This is a genomic window from Methyloceanibacter sp., from assembly GCF_050728395.1.
Classification (GTDB): Bacteria; Pseudomonadota; Alphaproteobacteria; order Rhizobiales; family Methyloligellaceae; genus Methyloceanibacter.
On record NZ_JBOHJB010000067.1, the window covers coordinates 1 to 16,985 of the forward strand.

23 protein-coding genes and 3 pseudogenes are annotated in these 16,985 nt (G+C 63.5%); 1 reads left to right on the forward strand and 25 read right to left on the reverse strand.

Annotated elements, in window-relative coordinates:
- Nucleotides 1-69: 69 nt before the first annotated feature.
- Nucleotides 70-498 carry an NlpC/P60 family protein gene (locus tag ACREC7_RS12015; RefSeq protein ID WP_431555923.1) on the reverse strand — a complete coding sequence of 143 codons (429 nt, stop codon included), beginning with the start codon at nucleotides 496-498 and terminating at the stop codon, nucleotides 70-72.
- Nucleotides 499-587: 89 nt separating this feature from the next.
- Here ACREC7_RS12015 and ACREC7_RS12020 point away from each other — a divergent pair, with 89 nt between their 5' ends.
- Nucleotides 588-1,112 carry a cupin domain-containing protein gene (locus tag ACREC7_RS12020; RefSeq protein WP_431555924.1) on the forward strand — a complete coding sequence of 175 codons (525 nt, stop codon included), beginning with the start codon at nucleotides 588-590 and terminating at the stop codon, nucleotides 1,110-1,112.
- A 3-nt stretch (nucleotides 1,113-1,115) separates the two neighbouring features.
- Here the strand turns inward: ACREC7_RS12020 and ACREC7_RS12025 are convergent, their stop codons facing one another.
- From ACREC7_RS12025 to ACREC7_RS12140, 24 genes and pseudogenes are all read right to left on the reverse strand, one after another.
- On the reverse strand, nucleotides 1,116-2,003 hold the full coding sequence (locus ACREC7_RS12025) for a DUF2163 domain-containing protein (RefSeq protein ID WP_431555925.1): 888 nt from the start codon (nucleotides 2,001-2,003) through the stop codon (nucleotides 1,116-1,118).
- Nucleotides 2,004-2,157: 154 nt separating this feature from the next.
- Nucleotides 2,158-2,796, reverse strand: a complete 639-nt coding sequence (locus ACREC7_RS12030) for a phage distal tail protein, Rcc01695 family (RefSeq protein WP_431555926.1) — start codon at nucleotides 2,794-2,796, stop codon at nucleotides 2,158-2,160.
- A 151-nt stretch (nucleotides 2,797-2,947) separates the two neighbouring features.
- Nucleotides 2,948-3,499, reverse strand: coding sequence for a phage tail tape measure protein (locus ACREC7_RS12035; RefSeq protein ID WP_431555927.1), 552 nt, complete (start codon nucleotides 3,497-3,499; stop codon nucleotides 2,948-2,950).
- A gap of 10 nt (nucleotides 3,500-3,509) precedes the next feature.
- Nucleotides 3,510-3,740, reverse strand: coding sequence for a rcc01693 family protein (locus ACREC7_RS12040; protein WP_431555928.1), 231 nt, complete (start codon nucleotides 3,738-3,740; stop codon nucleotides 3,510-3,512).
- Nucleotides 3,737-4,096, reverse strand: coding sequence for a gene transfer agent family protein (locus ACREC7_RS12045; RefSeq protein WP_431555929.1), 360 nt, complete (start codon nucleotides 4,094-4,096; stop codon nucleotides 3,737-3,739). Before ACREC7_RS12045 ends, ACREC7_RS12040 begins: the two co-directional genes overlap by 4 nt.
- A 12-nt stretch (nucleotides 4,097-4,108) precedes the next feature.
- Nucleotides 4,109-4,525 (reverse strand): phage major tail protein, TP901-1 family, encoded by a 417-nt coding sequence (locus ACREC7_RS12050; RefSeq protein WP_431555930.1) that lies wholly within the window; start codon nucleotides 4,523-4,525, stop codon nucleotides 4,109-4,111.
- A gap of 100 nt (nucleotides 4,526-4,625) precedes the next feature.
- Nucleotides 4,626-5,105: a TerB family tellurite resistance protein gene (locus ACREC7_RS12055; protein WP_431555931.1), complete on the reverse strand. Its 480-nt coding sequence runs from the start codon at nucleotides 5,103-5,105 to the stop codon at nucleotides 4,626-4,628.
- 117 nt (nucleotides 5,106-5,222) lie between these two features.
- Nucleotides 5,223-5,648, reverse strand: coding sequence for a DUF3168 domain-containing protein (locus ACREC7_RS12060; RefSeq protein ID WP_431555932.1), 426 nt, complete (start codon nucleotides 5,646-5,648; stop codon nucleotides 5,223-5,225).
- Nucleotides 5,649-5,726: 78 nt separating this feature from the next.
- Complete coding sequence (locus tag ACREC7_RS12065; protein ID WP_431555933.1) at nucleotides 5,727-6,104, reverse strand: hypothetical protein; 378 nt, start codon at nucleotides 6,102-6,104, stop codon at nucleotides 5,727-5,729.
- Nucleotides 6,101-6,430 (reverse strand): phage head closure protein, encoded by a 330-nt coding sequence (locus tag ACREC7_RS12070; RefSeq protein ID WP_431555934.1) that lies wholly within the window; start codon nucleotides 6,428-6,430, stop codon nucleotides 6,101-6,103. Before ACREC7_RS12070 ends, ACREC7_RS12065 begins: the two co-directional genes overlap by 4 nt.
- Nucleotides 6,427-7,005 (reverse strand): annotated as a pseudogene (locus ACREC7_RS12075) (head-tail connector protein). The gene ACREC7_RS12070 and the pseudogene ACREC7_RS12075 overlap by 4 nt, the downstream one beginning before the upstream one ends.
- A 125-nt stretch (nucleotides 7,006-7,130) precedes the next feature.
- The gene (locus ACREC7_RS12080; RefSeq protein WP_431555935.1) at nucleotides 7,131-8,438 is read right to left on the reverse strand and encodes a phage major capsid protein; all 1,308 of its coding nucleotides are present in this window, start codon (nucleotides 8,436-8,438) and stop codon (nucleotides 7,131-7,133) included.
- 103 nt (nucleotides 8,439-8,541) lie between these two features.
- The gene (locus ACREC7_RS12085) at nucleotides 8,542-8,811 is read right to left on the reverse strand and encodes a hypothetical protein (protein WP_431555936.1); all 270 of its coding nucleotides are present in this window, start codon (nucleotides 8,809-8,811) and stop codon (nucleotides 8,542-8,544) included.
- Nucleotides 8,808-9,050: a hypothetical protein gene (locus ACREC7_RS12090; RefSeq protein ID WP_431555937.1), complete on the reverse strand. Its 243-nt coding sequence runs from the start codon at nucleotides 9,048-9,050 to the stop codon at nucleotides 8,808-8,810. The genes ACREC7_RS12085 and ACREC7_RS12090 overlap by 4 nt, the downstream gene beginning before the upstream one ends.
- Nucleotides 9,051-9,059: 9 nt before the next feature.
- Nucleotides 9,060-9,503, reverse strand: coding sequence for a hypothetical protein (locus ACREC7_RS12095; RefSeq protein WP_431555938.1), 444 nt, complete (start codon nucleotides 9,501-9,503; stop codon nucleotides 9,060-9,062).
- Nucleotides 9,504-9,516: 13 nt separating this feature from the next.
- Complete coding sequence (locus ACREC7_RS12100; RefSeq protein WP_431555939.1) at nucleotides 9,517-10,083, reverse strand: HK97 family phage prohead protease; 567 nt, start codon at nucleotides 10,081-10,083, stop codon at nucleotides 9,517-9,519.
- Nucleotides 10,084-10,188: 105 nt separating this feature from the next.
- Nucleotides 10,189-11,394 carry a phage portal protein gene (locus tag ACREC7_RS12105; RefSeq protein ID WP_431555940.1) on the reverse strand — a complete coding sequence of 402 codons (1,206 nt, stop codon included), beginning with the start codon at nucleotides 11,392-11,394 and terminating at the stop codon, nucleotides 10,189-10,191.
- A gap of 183 nt (nucleotides 11,395-11,577) precedes the next feature.
- Nucleotides 11,578-12,924, reverse strand: a pseudogene (locus tag ACREC7_RS12110) (DNA-packaging protein).
- On the reverse strand, nucleotides 12,857-13,186 hold the full coding sequence (locus ACREC7_RS12115; protein ID WP_431555941.1) for a hypothetical protein: 330 nt from the start codon (nucleotides 13,184-13,186) through the stop codon (nucleotides 12,857-12,859). Before ACREC7_RS12115 ends, ACREC7_RS12110 begins: the two are co-directional and overlap by 68 nt.
- A gap of 262 nt (nucleotides 13,187-13,448) precedes the next feature.
- Nucleotides 13,449-13,760 (reverse strand): hypothetical protein, encoded by a 312-nt coding sequence (locus tag ACREC7_RS12120; protein WP_431555942.1) that lies wholly within the window; start codon nucleotides 13,758-13,760, stop codon nucleotides 13,449-13,451.
- Nucleotides 13,761-14,015: 255 nt separating this feature from the next.
- The gene (locus ACREC7_RS12125) at nucleotides 14,016-14,501 is read right to left on the reverse strand and encodes a DUF4760 domain-containing protein (protein ID WP_431555943.1); all 486 of its coding nucleotides are present in this window, start codon (nucleotides 14,499-14,501) and stop codon (nucleotides 14,016-14,018) included.
- A gap of 199 nt (nucleotides 14,502-14,700) precedes the next feature.
- Nucleotides 14,701-15,597, reverse strand: a complete 897-nt coding sequence (locus ACREC7_RS12130) for an IS1 family transposase (protein WP_431555944.1) — start codon at nucleotides 15,595-15,597, stop codon at nucleotides 14,701-14,703.
- A gap of 50 nt (nucleotides 15,598-15,647) precedes the next feature.
- Nucleotides 15,648-16,730, reverse strand: a complete 1,083-nt coding sequence (locus ACREC7_RS12135) for a helix-turn-helix domain-containing protein (RefSeq protein WP_431555945.1) — start codon at nucleotides 16,728-16,730, stop codon at nucleotides 15,648-15,650.
- A 2-nt stretch (nucleotides 16,731-16,732) separates the two neighbouring features.
- Nucleotides 16,733-16,985: pseudogene (locus ACREC7_RS12140) on the reverse strand (hypothetical protein); the annotation flags it as partial.

Here is a 16,985-nt window from a genome sequence, read left to right on the forward strand (position 1 = left end):
GTGCCAAAGCACCGGCGTCCACCCTCCCCATCAAGGGGAGGGATAAGGTTGGACGAACGGCCACCGCCATCATCTCACCCCCGGAAAGCTGAAGGCTGCCTCGATGCGCCGCCGCCACCAGCGCGTCAGCGCGACCTCAACCACGCCGAGCTCCTCGACCGCATGGATAAAGTGCCCCACGTCGGTTATCACCCCAGCATGCTTCGCCACGCCGGCCTGCATGCGGAACACGAGAATGTCGCCGGGTCGCGCGAGGCCGGGCGCAATCGGTGTGAGGTTCCTGCGCGCCGCGGCGAGCAATGGCTCAGACCCCGTCACGTCGCCCCAATCGCGCGTATAGGCTGGCATCGCCTCAGGCTCCTCGCCGAGCAGCTCGCGCCATAGCCCCCGGATCAGCCCGAGGCAATCGCACCCAGCACCCTTCACGCTCGCCTGGTGGTGATAGGGTGTGCCGATCCAGCCGCGGGCCGCGGCAACAATCTGCTCGCGCGTGGTCATGAGACTGTGCTTGCCTTGGCGGCTAGGAGATGCAGGACTCATGGTGCCGCGACCCCGCGGCATCCCGTGCATCACGTCCGGTGAGTAGAATGGCTGACGATCTGAGTGCCGACGAGATCCGCAGCCTGCTCAAGCTTGAGCCGAACGCAACCTGCGGCTACGTGCGCGAGACTTACCTCAGCAAACTGTCGATCGCACCCGGCGGGTTGCCCGCGCCCTTCGCCGACGGACGGCCGCTAGGCTCGGCCCTCTACTTCATGATGTCGCCGGCAGCGCCGGTGAAGCTGCACCGTATCAAGAACAACCAGCTCTATCACCACTATCTCGGCGACCCGATCGAGGTGCTGATGCTGCATGAGGACGGCACCCACACTTTCGCCGTGGTCGGCGCTGACCTCCGCGCCGGTCAGCGCGTGCAGCTCTTCATTCCGGGCAGCACGTTCCACACGGCTCGCATCGTAGGAACGCGCCGCTGGTTCCTCGGCGCCAGCACCGAATGGCCTGGTGTCGTTCCGTCGGAAGATGTCGAGCTCGGCAACGCCGATGCGCTAGCCGCGAGCCATCCGGACGTCGCCGCCGAGATCCGCAGTTTTCCTGTGCCGGCCAAGCAATAGCTGCTAATTCATACGCCCCCCGTCATTCTTGCCGCCGCGGTCGGGCACCGCGAGCGCGAAGTCGATGCCCGGCACATGAGGGAAGCCGCGGAAGTTCACGCTGTTGTCGAACTTCGCCTTGCAGGTCTTGAAGTGCTTGTCGCAGCCTGCGGTAACAGTGAATGCGTCGCCGGCCTCCACCTCCTCGGCCATCGCCTGCCACAGCTCGAGCGTCACCACGCCGGCGCGCTTTGAGTGCAGCTTGGCCTCGGCCTTGCGGGCGGCATTGGCGCCGCTGGTCCAGGTCATGAGCCCGCGCGTGAACCAGTCCTCGGCGAAAGAACCAAGGCCAGAGACAGTGAAGGTCCGCTGATCGGCGACAGCCATCACCGCACCGGTCCCTTTGAAGGCCGGCAGATCGAGATCGACGGTGCAGCGCTGATCGCCAAGGTCCGCATCACAGGCGAACTGGATGACGCGCCCCTTCGGCTGCTGCAGCTCATGGGCCAGCCCCCTCACCTCGGCCTTGAAATGCGTGGCCCCGCGCGAGACCTCGCCGAGATTGCCGTAGCGCATCAACACGCGCTGACCGGTGTCCTGCCAGTTGACGCGGAAAATTTCGATCAGCGCGTTGTCGAACAGCCCAGCGACAAGATCGTTCTCGCTCAGCCGGTCGGAGGTGATCGCGCTCTCCACGTCGAGCGTGTCCACATTGAGCCCGACGGCCCCGGCGATCTCGGTGCCGGTGAAGCCGCTCGCCGCCTCGAAGCTCGTGCCGTCGAACTCAAGGTCGCGGTCGTGATCGGTGAAGCCGAAGGTCACCCCGTCGTTCCGCGTGATGCGCCAGCACCAGCAGAGCGTGGTGGCGCCGGAGTCGAGATGGCTCTGCAGCCCGGCAGGCAACACCCTCATGCAGACCCCCTTCTTTCCGCTCCCCCCTTGAGGGGGAGCACGCCGCGCTCTGCGCGGAGGAGGGGGGTCAGCTTCATCTGCAGGCAATACCGAACACCCCCCTCCCTATCCCTCCCCCACAAGGGGGGAGGGGACTGGAAACGCCGTGCGACTGTCACAGCCTGATCTCCACGATGGGAATGTCCGGGATGCTGCCGGCCTCGATCAGGCTCAAATTGACTTCCAGCCTGTCGGTGTCGAAGCGCACCGGCACGTCGAACTCGAAGCCCGCGGTGACCGCCTGTCCCATGGTCGGGATGTTGCCCCCGGTAAAGGTGACCACGCCGGTGGCATGATCGACATTGAAATGCGTGCCTGCCGTCTTTTCCACGCCGGCCACCGCCACGCGAACGCTGCCGGCGACCGGCTTCTTGATCTCCCTGGCCCACGGGTTGAAGGCCGATCCGTAAGTCTTGGCAAGCTGGAAGGTGGCGTTGACGCCATTGCCGGTGCCGATCGCCTGGTCGAGCGCCGTCGTGCTCACACTCGGCGGACAGGATTTGTAGTCGGACCAATCCTTCCAGCGAAATCCATGCAGCCTTCCCCGCCGCTCCTCGAAAAATTCGATCACGGCATGGAGGTCGTCGACGCGCTTGATGCCGTAGCCGGCGTTGTAGCTCCGCTTGGAATCGGCCCAGCGGCTGTTGCGTTCCTCGGCACCTGAGCCGAGCACGACGATCTCTGTCCGCCGCTCAGGCCCGCCCGTGGCGCCGAGCGAGATCCCCGCCGGAAAGCGCACCTCATGAAATGCCATTGGTTCGGACCTCGACGCTCGTTCTCCCCTCCCCCCTTGAGGGGGAGGGATAGGGAGGGGGGTTAATCAAATTGACTCGCCCCTACCCCCCTCCGCGCGCCGAGGGCGCGCGTGCTCCCCCACAAGGGGGGAGCAGAATAAACTCTCACGTTCACAAATTCCGTTGCCCGCGCGTCACTGCCCGATTGAGCATCGCCGCGATTTGCCCTTCCGACCGGCGGAAGCTGTCGGCGTCGGGACTGGTGACGTTGAAGGTGATGTGGACCGAACCGCCGTGCCCCCCAGCCTTGACGCCAAGCCTGCCATCCGCGCCTCGCGACAGCGGCAGGATGGCCTCCGGCCCAGCCTCGCCGGCGATGCCCATGCGTCCGGTTCCGCCAAGGGGAAAGGCGACCGGCGAGGCGATCACCCCGCCGCTCGCGAACGGCACCGTCAGCGCGCTGCCGAACAGCCCAGCGACGCTCTTGCCGAGCACGCTCGTGATTGGCGCAAGCGCGGCTTCGAGCGCATGGGACGAGAGCGAGAGCGCAAGCGATCGCAACACGTCGGCAAGCGAGCGTCCCTTGAGCGCAGCGTCCTCGAAGGCGCGGGTCAGGTCGCTGGCGAATCGGCTGCCGAGCCTGCTCGCCTCGGTGAGCTCCTTACGCAAGGGAGCCGCATCGGCGCCGATCCCGACATTGATTCCATCGATACGCTCGACCATCCGTTTGTCCTCACGTATCGGCGGTATCGGGAAAAGCCGCCATCAGCGCCGTCAGATCGGACCGTGTCATCGCCGGCTGTATCGCGACAAGCCCAAAGGCTCCGCGCAGCGCCGCATCGAGCTCGCGCGTCGTCATTGACCAGAAGGCGTCGGGCGCAAGCCGCAACATCCCGAGGCCGGCGGTCATCGCCGCGTCCCAAGGAAATGGATCTGGCGAACGCCGTTCGTCCCCGCGCTTCACCTCACCTCCGCGCGCTCCTGCAAAGGGTGCGTCCCCTCCCCTGGTCTCAGCGCCGTGAAGGTAGCGGCGAGCAGCCGCGCCACGATGTCGACGAAGCCGGCAGCGCCGCCTTCGCTCTTCATCGCCGCCACCGCGACGTCATCGAGATCGTAGCCCGCACCGCGCAGGCCCGCCCCGATCATGCGGATCGCGTCCTTTGCCGCGATGCGTCCCGCCTCGAAGCGCTCGGCCACGGCGAGCATGTCGTCCTCGCCAAATTCGTGCTCGAGCTCGGCGAGCGCACCAAGTGTGAGGCAGAGACGATAGCTCTTGCCGTCGAGGATTGCCTCGATCTCACCGCGATGCCGATTGACCATGGTCCCCTCCCGTTACGCTGCAGCGGTAAAGTCGAGCGCGCCTGCCGATTCGAGCCCCATGTCGAAGCTGATCTCGCCGTCATGCTGGCCCGAATATTCGAGGCTCGCGATCTGGAACGGTCCCTCGACCGTGCCGAGCTCAGGCACGATCACCCGCCAGTTCCGCACCGTGCCGTTGAAGAAATATTGGCGCACCGTCTCGTCGGTGCTTGCATCCTTGAAGATGCCGCTGCCGGTGATGCGCGCGGTCTTCACCCCGGCGCCGTCCAGAAGCTCGCGCCAGCGCCCGACCGACTCGGTGTCGGTCACGTCCACGGTTGCCGCGTTGAAGGCAAGCGTGCGCGCCCGCAAGCCGGCAACCGTCACGAAGCTTCCTGCCCCATCGGCGTCGACCTTGAGCAGCAGGTCCTTACCCTTCTGCGCCGTCATGCGAGATCCTCTCGTTCGGAAGTGCAGGCAAATAAAAAGGGCGGCCGGAACGCCGCCCCTTGGTGACCGATTGGCTGGGTGGTCCCGGCCAATGTGGCCGCTAGCTCTCAGCCTCCAAGCCAAGCCGGCTCGCGACCGTCTTCCTCAACAGCACGCGATCGCGGGCCGAGACCCCGAGCAGCTCAGCCACCCGCCAGACGAGGTTCGACTCGAACTCGTGCACCACGCGGTCAGCCATGGCGATTTCCCACAGCATCTCGATGATCTGCTTGCGGCCGTCCTGGTCGAGCTGGGCGCAAAGGACGCTGGTGAACCGGTAGAGATCGACGGCGTCTTGCTCGCGGACCTCTGCCTCGCGAATGAGCCGGCGCGTTTCATCGTCGCCGAGCCCGAAATGCGTTTGCAACAGGGCCTTGAGCTTGCGGCGCTCCTCGGGGGCAACCTCCCCGTCGATGGCCGTGGCATGGACGAGCAAGGCCGCTGCGGCCAGCCGCAACTCCTCCTCGCGCAAATTTCCCATATGCGCCTCAGGGTGGGTGAGGCGCTCGAAAAGGTCGGTCAGTGTCGTCCAAGGTGGCATCGGCTAGCGTCACCCCCCCCCTCGCGTTTCGGAGAGCCTCCTATAGCGCAAGCAGACGCGCACCGCGACCTATGGGCGCGAAGATCAGGGGAACGGCTTTTGCCTTGAAAGTCGAGACTAGGCTGCGGCGGCTTGCGCCGGCTCGGTCACCGCGCGGTAGCGAACGATGCCATGATAGGTGTCGCCATCCGGATCGGGACGCGCCTCGGAGAATTCGTGGCGCAGATTGACGAGGTCGTGATCGACGAGCGTCAGAGGCTGGTCGTGCAGGGTCGATTTGATCGCTTCGATGATGTCGTGCACCTGCTTCTTGCCGCCGGCACGCGACCATACATGCAGCGTCAGCAAGTGCTCGGCCCCGTCTTCGGTGCCCGTGCTCCAGTCGCGAACGAGGCTTTGGCCGAGGGTGACGAAGGGATAGCTCGCGGCTTGAGGCGGATCGTCATAGATGCGGGTGCCGCCGAGGAGAGTGCCGAGCTCGGAAGAATTCGCCAGCGCCTGATAGATGCCGCGTTGCAGCGACCAACCTGTACTTGCCGTCATCGCAGGTCTCCATAAGCCACGATTAACCATATGGGGTGGCGGGGCTGCCTCTTCAATGCGAACTCTAGGCTCCCATGATCAGACCTTGGCCGACGCTTTCAAAGCCGCCGCGATTACCTTTCGGACGGCATGGTTAACAGCCGGTAAACGAGCGTGCCAAGCTGGCACAAGCCAAGGGAAGGCCCTCCTCCGGGCCGTGCCAAACTCGAGAAAGAACCCGGCCGGCTCATCGGTGCCCACTGCAAACGCCGGATGATCTCCCGGCTCCAACTCGATGATTTTGATGGACTGCGCCAGCCGGCTCGCGGGATCTCGCTCGCGCAGTGTTTCGCGCGCGGTATCGGCCACCGCCTCGGCCTCGGCGCGCAGCGCCGGCCCAAGGTCCTTCATCGTCCCAAGGGCTGTGAAACGCCTTCGCAGTGCATCGAGGCCGCGAATCTCCAGGGCAGGCCTCACAGCTCACGCTCCTCGCACCAGCATTTGAGCCAGCGCCTTCGCTCCTCGACATCGATCACCGCGATGATCAGGAAGATGCGCGCACCCTTGCGGAAGCGCATGGCCGGCACCACCCCTGCCCGGTAGCGCAACACCACTTCGTGGGTGACAGTGCCGGCCAGCCGGTCGGCCTCGACCGTTTCGCTGCCGCTTATGGGTTGGAGATCGGCCGACAGCGTGGCGACCGTCACCCATGTTTCGCTAAAGCCCCCGCCTTCATCGGCGACGCGGCTCAACTCTTCGAGCGTCAACCGGTGGCGAAGGTCGCTTGAGCGGAGCTCGGTCACAGCCTCACCCGCCGATAGGGCAAGAGCAGACCGGCGACCGTCGCCGGCACCTCTTGCGGTAGCTCACCGAGGACCACAGGCTCGCGGTGCTCGAACCAATGGGCGACGAGCAGCTTCAGCGCATGGCGGATCGGCGTGGGCACATCGGCGGCGTCATCGCCATAGCCAGCGGTGAACGCAACCTCGAAGGCGTTGAGCAGCCGCGCCGGCGAAAGCTGCACGGCGCCCGCCGACAGCGCGAGCCGCGCCGGCTCCGACAGCACGTCGACGGAGTAGGTTTCGCTATTCACCACGGTCGGCGTATCCTCGGGGTCATAGACCCTGACCGCCGTTACCGCCTGCACGGGGTGCAGCGGCAGCGCGATCGAGCCGCTGCGCGGCCAGCCGTCGAGCTAGAGCGACCAGGTCTCGGTGATCAGTGCCAGCGACAGCGTGCGCTCGACGAACATCCGCGCTGCGGTGATCAAGGATGCGAGCAGCGAATCCTCGTCGCTCGCGTCGATGCGTAAGTGCGCCTTGGCCTCGGCCAGGCTGATCGGCTCCGCGGCAGGGGCCGCTGTCATCACCAGTGCCATGGATCGTCCTTGAGCAAAGTCATTTCGCGCTCAAGTAGCGCGAAGCGTGGTAGCGCATCGAAAAAAGTGGCGGCCGCGCCCGCGTGGGAGGGGCGCTAAGGCGCAGCCGCCGGCCCGGCCAGGCTTTACGAAGTGCCGAATTTCAGAAGCTTGATGGCGTCGAAGTCCTGCACGCCGCCGCCGACGCGCTTGGTCGTATAGAACAGCACGTAGGGCTTGGCGGAATAAGGATCGCGCAGCACGCGGATGCCGGCACGGTCGACCACGAGATAGCCGCGCTGGAAATCGCCGAAGGCGATCGAGTAGCTTCCCGACGCGATGTTCGGCATGTCCTCGCTCTCGGTGACCGGATAGTTCATCAGCGTCGGCGAAAGATCCGCACGCTCGGCCGGCTGCCAGATGTAATTACCGTCGGCATCCTTGAACTTGCGGATGGTGGCCTGCGTCGCCCGGTTCATCACCCAATGGGCGTTGGCGCGATACTCGGACTTCAGCGCATAGATGAAGTCGATGAGATCGTCGCTCGGATCGGCCGTATCGAAAGCGCCGTCGGTGCCGGTGGCGATATAGCCGATATTGCCCCAGCTCCACGAGCCGTTGGCGACCTTGGTATAGGCAAGGAAGCCCTTCGGCTTGTTGGTGCCATCGCCGGAGACGAAGGCCGTGCCTTCCTGCTGGGCGAAGGCAATCTGCACCTCCTCAGCCAGCCATTCATCGATGTTCACCGCCGAATCGTCGAGCAGGGTCTGCGTCGCCGACGGCATGGCGTAAAGCTCCATGGTCGGGAAGGTGAGCTCGGCAAGCGTCGGCGAGTTGGTCTCAGGCCTGGTCGCGGTCTCGGCGACCCAACCAGTCGAGGGCCCGGTGATGGCGAACGGCTTCTTGTAGACGGAGGCGCTCACCACGCGGTTGCCGGCAATCGCCCTGATCGGCGAGATGTTCTTCACCCCGCGGATCACGGCGGCCTCGGTCTCCGCTGGCACGAGATAGCCGCCGTCAGGGCCTGAGCCAACCGACAGAGCCTTCTCCTCGAGTCTGTGCAGGCCGTTGGCTTCGCCGTGGCGCACATAGGCCTCGAAGGCGGCCTTGTGCTGAAGCGTGGAGGTCGACCGGAAGGTCGAGGCGCCGAGCTGCGGCCGCGCCGACTTCAGTGCAAGCTCATCGACGATGGCCTTGTGCTCGTCGATCGCAGTGTTGATGCGGTCGAGCTTCTCAGAGGTAAGCACATCGGCGGAAAGGCGCTTCTCGATCTGGCCGATGCGCTCCTCGTTGGTCGCCTTGAACGCCTCGAAGGCGCGCATGAATTCGTCGAAGGCGAGCGCCACGTCCTCGCTCGAGCCGCTCGCGGCCTTGGTCTCGATGTGGTCCACGCGCGCGTGTTGAGCGCGCGAATTTGCGCCATGAATGTCTTCGGTCAAATGCTGTTCGCTCATATCATCCTCTTTCTCGGGGGCCAGTCTTCGCAAGGTGCAAGGAAGCGATGCCCGGCCCTTCCCCGGTCATCTGCGTTTCGAGTGTGTGCAGTTGGTATTTCGCCTAGGGAATGCGCAGCAAGCGCATCGCGACCCGGCTGGCGCGTTCCGTATCGCCTTTCAGGCCGAGTGTATCCCTCTCGATCTTGAGCAAATGGTCCGAAAGCTCTACCGCGGTTGTGCCCTTAGCAAGCATTCGAGCAATCGGCGGTACGTACTCATCGTACTCATCGTACTCATCGTGCGCTTGCGGCACATCGCAAATGCCGATCGGGTCCCAATCGGTAAGGAGCACTTGCCCAACCTTTTTGCCAACTGGAGCCAGACTCGTCATGTTCCACGTTCGATGATCAGGTCGAACAGCTGCTTCTGGTCGTCAAGTACCCTCTCATCGCCGGTGAAACAGCTATATTCGATGTGGCCTTCGAAGAACTCGACCTCAAGACGCACCCCGACAAGGTGAATCTCTACGTTGACGGCGTCATCTCGCAACGAATCGATCCTGAACCAAATTTTGTGGTCCCTTAGGAACTCCAAGAACGGAAGGAAGTCTTTGATGCCGCTGAGCGTCATGGTTTTAGTTTACTTTCTGAACCGATCTTGGCGCAGCAGCTTCAAGCAAGTCCGCGCGGCGGCATCGCCTTCCTTTGCCGCAGCCATGACCTCGGCAATTGTCGAGTCAAGGAATTGGCTGGGCAGTATGCGATGTATGGAGCCTATGCAATAACCAGAGACGAAGCCTTGCACCGTAAGCCCCAATTGATCGTCGGTAAACCCGCCGACGAGCTGAATGCCGGCTATTACCCCCGTCGCTGCATCGCTGCCTGCGGCTGTGCCGCCACCGCCTCCCGCCCACTGCCCGCCGTCGGGATTGCCCGCCGGCACGCGCGGCTGGTTCGGGTTGAAGACAGCCTTGAAGGCGTGAGCGAGCTGCGCGTGCTTGGCCTCGACCACGCTCGCATGCAGGAGCCAGCTCAGGCGTCGGCAGCCCGCGCCGACCTCCCAGCTCGCCGCGAAGGCGTCCATCCTCGGCCCTCGCTTAAGTCGCGCGCATCAGCCGCGCGCCGCGGCGAAGCTTGCTTGCCAGCCGTGCGCTATCGACATCCAAGATGCCCCGCCGCTTCACCGTGCTCACCCGCGCTTCGGGCAGCATGGGGAAGGTGACGATGGAGATCTCCCACAGATCGATTGTGTCGAGGCGGCGCACGCCGCTCTTGGGATCGGTGCGCCCCTTCACTGTGCGGAAGCCGATGGAGAGCCCGTCGAGCGCGCCGGCCCGCATCAGGCTCAACACTTCGCGGGCGCGCGCCACCTCAGGCATCAGCCGCCCGCGCGCGAACAGGCCCTTGGCGTCCTCGTAGAGCTCGAGCCACACGCCGATCGGCTCGTTGGGGTCGTGCTGAAACAGAAGCTTGACCCCTTGCGTACCTCGGGCACGAAGGCTGTCACGGAAGGCACCTGTCATCACCAGGTCCTGGCCAAGATCGACCTCGCCGAAGACACTCGCATAGCCAGCGAAGGTGCCGTCGGCCTCGACCCGTTTCAGGTCGCAGGGCGCGAACTTCACCTCGCGCGCCGGCAGATTCTCGCCGAAGCGTTGCAGCATGATTGTTCTCAGCTGTTTTCAGTACGTCATTGCCGGGCTTGTCCCGGCAATCCAATCGAGACTCACCATTGGATGCCCGGCACAAGGCCGGGCATGACGGTGTTCTTAGGGAGGAGCAGCAGCGACCAACTCGTCTCCGCCCTCAACCGGCTCGTAGCCGACGGCGGCGCGCTTCTCGTTGATGGTAAGAAAGTCGGCGACGCGCACCCGCTCCCACAGCGCCTCGCGCTCGGTGCTCAAGGCCTCGATGGCGTCGAGGTCGGGCCGCAGCTCGAGGCTCTCGCCCTCGTCGAAGGCTGGGCCAAGCCAGCCCGAAATCGCCTTCGCCGTGCGCGTCACTAGCGGCAGGATTGTCTGCCGCCAGAAGCTGCGGTTGGCCTCCGCGTAGTTGGAATAGGTGTTGTCGCCGGGAATGCCGAGCAGCATCGGCGGCACGCCGAGCGCGAGCGCAACCTCGCGCGCCGCGACATGCTTCGCCGAGATGAAATCCATGTCCTTTGGTGAGAAGGCCATGGCCTTCCAGTCGAGTCCGCCTTCGAGCAGCAGCGGCCTGCCGGCGTTCCTCGCGCCTTGAAAGCTTGCTTCGAGCTCGGCCTTCAGCCGCTCGAACTGCTCGGAGGTGAGCTGCCCATCCTTGGCGCTATAGACGAGCGCGCCGGAGGGGCAGGCGGAATTATCGAGCAGCGCCTTGTTCCACGCTCCGCTCGCATTGTGAATGTCGATCGCCGCGGCGGCAGCCTCGAGCGGACTCATGCCGTAATGGTCGTTGAGCGGGTGGAACAAAGCCATATGCAGGATAGGACGCACGCCGTCACCGGCCTCCTGGCGGAAGCGCACGGTCTGGCCGCCAACCGTGTAGTCGTAAGCCTCGGGCCAGCCGTCTGCCCCCGGCACCAATTTCATGCGGTCGGGGCGAAGCACATGCAGCTCGCGCAACGAGCCGTTGACTGAGACGGCTTCCAGATACGCGTTCCCCGCCACGAGCAGATGCCCGTACCAGGCCTCGAACAGATCGGGCGCGCAATGCGCCGGGTTCGGCTTGGCGAGCAGCGCAAGCAGTGAGTGCTCGTCGACTTCGGTTTCGCCGTCGAACAGGAACAGCGGAACGCTCGCCGCGGCCTCGGCGATCATGCGTACCGAGCGGTAGACCACGGCGTTCTTGGCGAAGCCTTCGCGGGCGAGGCTCGCGAGATCGCGCGGTGTCCACACCGGCTGCCCGCCGGCAGTCCAGGCAATCAGCTTCGCCGTGCGGCTCGCTTTGCCTTCGAGGCCGAGCAGCCGGGCAAGTCTTTCGCGCAGTGTCGTCGGCATAGGACCTTCCCGATTTGCTCAACGTCGCCGCTCGCTCTCCCCTCCCCCCTTGAGGGGGAGGGATAGGGAGGGGGGTTCAATCAAATCAGACGCTGCTGACCCCCCTCGGCTCCGCAAGAGCGGAGCCTGCTCCCCCTCAAGGGGGGAGCGGGGAGCAAGGTGCCGTTCCATCCAAGCAATCTACTACACCCACCGGATGCGGGGCTCAGGCGTCCCGCGCAGCATCAAATCGGTGAGCGCCCAGACGAGCGCATCGACACGGTCAGGGCTCGCGCCTCCAGACAATCCGTCCGGCCCGAAATCGCTCATCTCGTCCTCGAGCTCGGGAAACGTGCCGGCATGAGCGACGCGGCCTTGCTCGTAGAGAGCCGCCACCGGCTCGGCGCGCAGCCACTTGCCGCGCATTGCCCGCACCGAACGCACCGGCACGCTCGCATCGACCTGTCGAATGACGGTCTCGACCAGCTCGCCGCCCTGATTGACCTCGGCCACGATGCGGTCCGCCTCGAAGCGTCGATAGGCGCGGACCACGGCACGCGCCTATTCAAGAGGGCTCGCCCGCTCGCGCGTCCGGTCGGCCAGCACATAGGCCCGTCCGTCTTCGCCAAGTCCGACAACGATGATGCCGCAAGCGTCGGCATGTGCCCCGCTCGACGCCGGCGGGTCGACCGCCACTACGACGCGCCGAAGCTCTGGCGCAGCCCGCACCCTGGCCCGCTCGATCAGATCGCGCGGCCACAATGCGTCGGGACGGTCCTCAAGCAGCTCGGCATCGAGCTCCTGCCGCCCGAGCCGGGTGCCGCGATAGCGGCCGACGATCGCCTCGAGAAAGCCCGGCGCGAGATTGGCTTCATTGGCCGAAGTGGAGACGCGCGTCACTGCTGTGAGCGGATCGGCGATCAGAGCTTTCAGCAGCTTGGTCGGCCGCGGCGTCGTGGTCACGACCTGGCGCGGGCGCGTCCCCAGGCGCAGGCCAAATTGCAGCATGTCCCAGGTCTCGTCCGGACGGCGCCATTTGCACAGCTCGTCGCACCAGGCCGCTGAGAATTGCGGGCCGCGCAACGACTCAGGATCGTCAGCCGAGAACAGCTGCGCGATCGCCCCGTTCGGCCAAGTGACCTGGCGCTTTGACGGCTCGTAGAGCGGCTTCGCGTGCGGAGGATGCACGGCAAGAAGGCCTGAGACGCCCTCCACCATCACGGCGCGCGTATCGGCGAAAGTCTCGCCGACCAGTGCCACGCGCATGGAAGACGCGTCCTCGTGGGAGCCCTGCACAGTAGCGCGCACCCATTCAGCCCCTGCCCGCGTCTTGCCGGCGCCGCGGCCGCCGAGCATCAGCCAGGTGATCCACGATCCCCCTCCGCCAGCAAAAGCCGGCGGCAATTGATCGTCGCGCGCCCAAAGCTCGAAATCGTAATGCAGGCTTGTCAGCTCGTCCGCGCGCAAGCCGGAAAGAAAGGTCTCAAGCGTGCCGAGCCTGATTGAGTCGGTGAAGGCGGAGCGCAAGATGGCGGCGGAGTCGGTCCGCATCGTCGGTCGCCTCCGGCTTCATCACGCTCTTGTCTTGATCGGGCTTTCCCTTGGCGCTCGCGCTGTCGTCGAGCTCGACGAGCTTCGCGTAAAGGCGTGCGAGACCGCTCAACGTCCGCGCATCGCGCTCTGCGTCGGCCGCGCTTTGCGGGATCTCGCCGCTCTCTGTATCGGGGGCCATACGCTTCTCCAAATGGATGAGCCTCTTGTCGAGCGCTTCAAGCAGCCGGCGGATGATGTCGCGGCGGCGAACGTCTTCCACACTCGCTCGCTTCGCCTTGGGCTCGCCCGGTCCGCGTGGTCTTGGTCCAGGCCGGAGCCGCTTGGTGCCGACGAGCCGCACCCAGCCATGCTTCTTGGCGTGCTGAATGAGCGCGCCTTGGCTAACGCCATGGGCGTCGGCGATGCGCTGCAGCGACCAGTCGCCATGGACAAAGTCGTACTTGACGCTCTCCCAGTCGGGAAGAGCCGTTTGGATCTCATCGGTAATGGTGAAGGCCTTGTCGCGGACGGCGCGCTGCGCGTCACTTTGCTTTGGGAGCGGGCGTGGTGCCGCAGGGCACGGCGGTGATGGTGCAGTTGCTGTACAGCCCCTGGCTGGCGCACATGATCTTGGGATCCTTTGCCGTCTCCATCGTCGCGTCGCTGAAGATCTCGGTCGCCTTCTTGAGCCATTCGGTCTTGGCGGCTTCCATCGATGTCTCCGGCGACGGAGTGAAGGTCGGGCCGCGCGCGGAAATTTCCGTGTCGGCGCATTCAAGCGCAGCCGCTTGACTGGCGGCCAGCGCGACGGCGAGGCACAAGGCGGAGCGCAAGATCGAGGCGATCTTCGGCATCGGGTCCATTCCCCCGTCAAGCGAGGGCTAGACACCTAGCATGGAAGGGCGCGCGCCCGCCACGGCGAGGGCTGCCGCACAATGCCGCCGCATGAAATAGGCGCCGGCTTTGAAGGCGGCGCCTGGCGGAGAAACCAACAGCGCCGAGGCTCGCTCCGGCAGACCCGGGAACACTCGGCGCTTCAACGCAACTGTCGCGTTATAGCCAAACTCTAGCCTCGGAGCGCTACGCTGGGTAGTGTCTCAGTTTGAATTTCAGAACCAATAACTTAGCCATCTGCGCCGGCGGGGTGGCTGAGTTCCACGCATCCACCACACCATCTGTTCAAACTCTTGATAAATAGCCTCATTTTTGAGTTTATCGCGAAGGCGGGTGATGAATGGCGCGGCAAAATTCCAAGATCGGATTACGCCTGACCGTTTCCAACGCTTGTAGAGTTCGTAATCAATAATGCCCCGCTGGATGCCGATAGCGACAAGCTCTAGCTCGTTCAACACAAGCCGAATGCACTGTACTTCTTCGCCAGAAGTCACTTCGGCCCAAGGGCCCAAACCACCAGGCGCAGTCGCCAGCTCAACAAATTTCTTTTGGGCGTAGATAAGATCGCCGTCGGACTCACAGCGAGCGATATGGTCCAAGGTAGCACGCCTGCGCGCGATGGCCCGTTGGGTTACAACTCCCCAAATGGCTATCAGCGCAGCCACACCGCCGACGGTTAGGGTGACCCCCGTTTGGTCCATCGGACCTTTATAACTGGGGGTTGTACGGACTCACAAGTAGTTGTTACGGAAGGCCTTCCCAGCCTTCAATCTTATAGCGAACCATCACATCCTCCATGATGTTGGTGGCCCTTTAACTGAACGCTTCCTGGGGTAGCTTTGTTCGCCCCCGCTCCCTAGTCGAGGCGCCAATATGGCGATTGTGGAGGTAAACGGCAAGTTACAAGTTAGTCGCATTTCCCAACTTTTTCGTGCGGTAGCGGCCTCGGGGCTTCGGAGGCAGTGCCGCCAACTCGATCAGGGCGGCTATGTCCTCCATGCTCATAAGCGTGTCGCACAATCCCGCTTCCATCGCCGGGGACACGCCGCCAAGACTCTTATGCTGGCGGCAGAAATTGTACCAAACGAAATAGAGTGCGAGCGCGTGACAGTGGTTCAGGAATTTCTTGCTGAACGCATTTGTCAGGCGAGTGAAACGGCGCATGCTCATTCGCATGGTGAGGTTCTGACGCTCGATATAAGACGTGCTGATATGCTTCGGATCGGGACCACCGTTTATCTCAGTCTTGATCGCGCCAACGCATACTGGCGGACTGTAGCGGCGCGGCCCTTCGGAGGAGGGGCCATAGATTTTTACGAGCTGCGCGAAGTCCACGTCATCGCCAAACGTCTTGCCGACTGCGTCAATGTAAGCGCGTAGGCCGTCACTGGTAAGCTGTACGCGGTTCGCCAAGCGTCCCTTTAGGTCGCTCATGAAGTCAAAGGCCGTGTCGCTGTTGCGCGGCCCTACGCGCCACGTCACGATCAGCTTGCTATCGGCATCCAGCGCGGACCAAGTCCAAACATCGCCACGCCGATCAGTCTGCTTTTTGGTCTTGGGCGCGTTCGCCTGCTTGCAATAGTTGAAGGTCCAAATTTCGTCGCACTGAATGCGCTCGGACTTCACCGCGCGGACCTTCTCATTGTGGAAGGCTGCGCATGCCTCGCCAGCATCAACCAACAACTTTGAAACGGTGTTGATCGAAACATCGGCCACGCGGGAAATCGACCGCATGGAACTGCCCTCGCAGAGCATGGAGAGGATTTGAACGCGCTTCTCTAGGGGCAATTTGTTCATGCCCCATATATATGAACTTTTATGCTTAGCGTCAAGCACAACGGTTCAATTTAAACGATGCGTAGACTAGTAGGTTTACCGGCCCTATCCGGGCGAACCATTGGCCCAGCAAGCCCCCAAATAAGCCCTTCCAGCTCGTCGGGCGGAAGGTTCACCGTCGCCGCAATCTCATGCTTGGTCGTGCGTTCGTTCCAAAGCTGAGCGAGCACCTTGCGCCAAATCGCAGAAGTCTCGCGTTCGATCCCTCCTGGTTCGCCAGCGCGGAATCCCCGCCGCCCTAGCTCAATACATGCGGACTTGTACTGCCAGTCCGTCATCAGCTCCAATGAGTGAAGCCGATAGGCCATCGCCATTGCCGATACTCGCCAGCGGGACTTGGCCTTAATGATTAGGTCCACGGTGATGAAACGCGGCATTCGCGACCGAACGTCATTCGCGGGCATTAAGAATGCTGAGGCAAAGCCATTAGCTTCGCGCTCCGCAGCGCGCGAGGTTTGCGAACCAGCGTGCCGATGCATGACTAGATGGGCGAGTTCATGCGCGGAGTCATAGATGCTGTGTTCGGCTGTCTTGAAGTTGTTGAGAAACACGAATGGACGGTCGTCCCGCCAGAACGAAAAGGCGTCCACAGTTCTTGTCGCCTCGGAAAGCGAGAACACACGAACGCCCTTGACTTCCAATAGGCCAAGCATGTTTGGAATCGGACGCTCTCCAAGCCCCCAATAACCCCGCAATGCCTTCGCCGCTGCCTCAGGGTTGGTCTCATAGCTCAGGTCAATCAGATCTGATGCTGGTAGGTTGAACTGCCTTTCAAGCCAATCACTAACCTCCAACCCCAAGCGTCCCGCTGCTATGGCTGCATCCCGCTCCTTAGCGCTCATTTTGGTCAGGCTGCGGAAGCTGACTGCCGTGGTGTCTAGCTCCTCGGGATCGTCGGCATAGAAGAAACTAACCGGATACCTGAGCGACAATGCCAATTTGGCGACCGTAGCCTCGTCTGGCTCGTTGTCGTCATTCTCCAGTCGCGAGATCGTCACAGCCGAAATACTGGCGGCTAATGCGAGTCCCTTTCCCGTCAGCCTTCGCCTTTGTCGGGCGAGGCTGAGCCTCTTCGGATTGAACTTGAGTTCCATGGTTACTTGCGAGCAACCTGCGGGTCGAAATTGTCCGTCGAGATTTCCTCGTCCAACAGCTTCGGCTCGGCATCCAGATCGCTGCCATCCGAAAGGTAGAGGCGTTGAATGAACTTGTCGAAGCGACCACCCTCGACCGTGGCGCGGGTGAGTTCAACCGCGCCGTTGGGCGCAACCATCAGGTAATAGGTTACCCAACCCTCGTCTTTGCCGTCGTCAACGCTGGCGTAACGCGGGAGATCCTCAAAAAGGCCA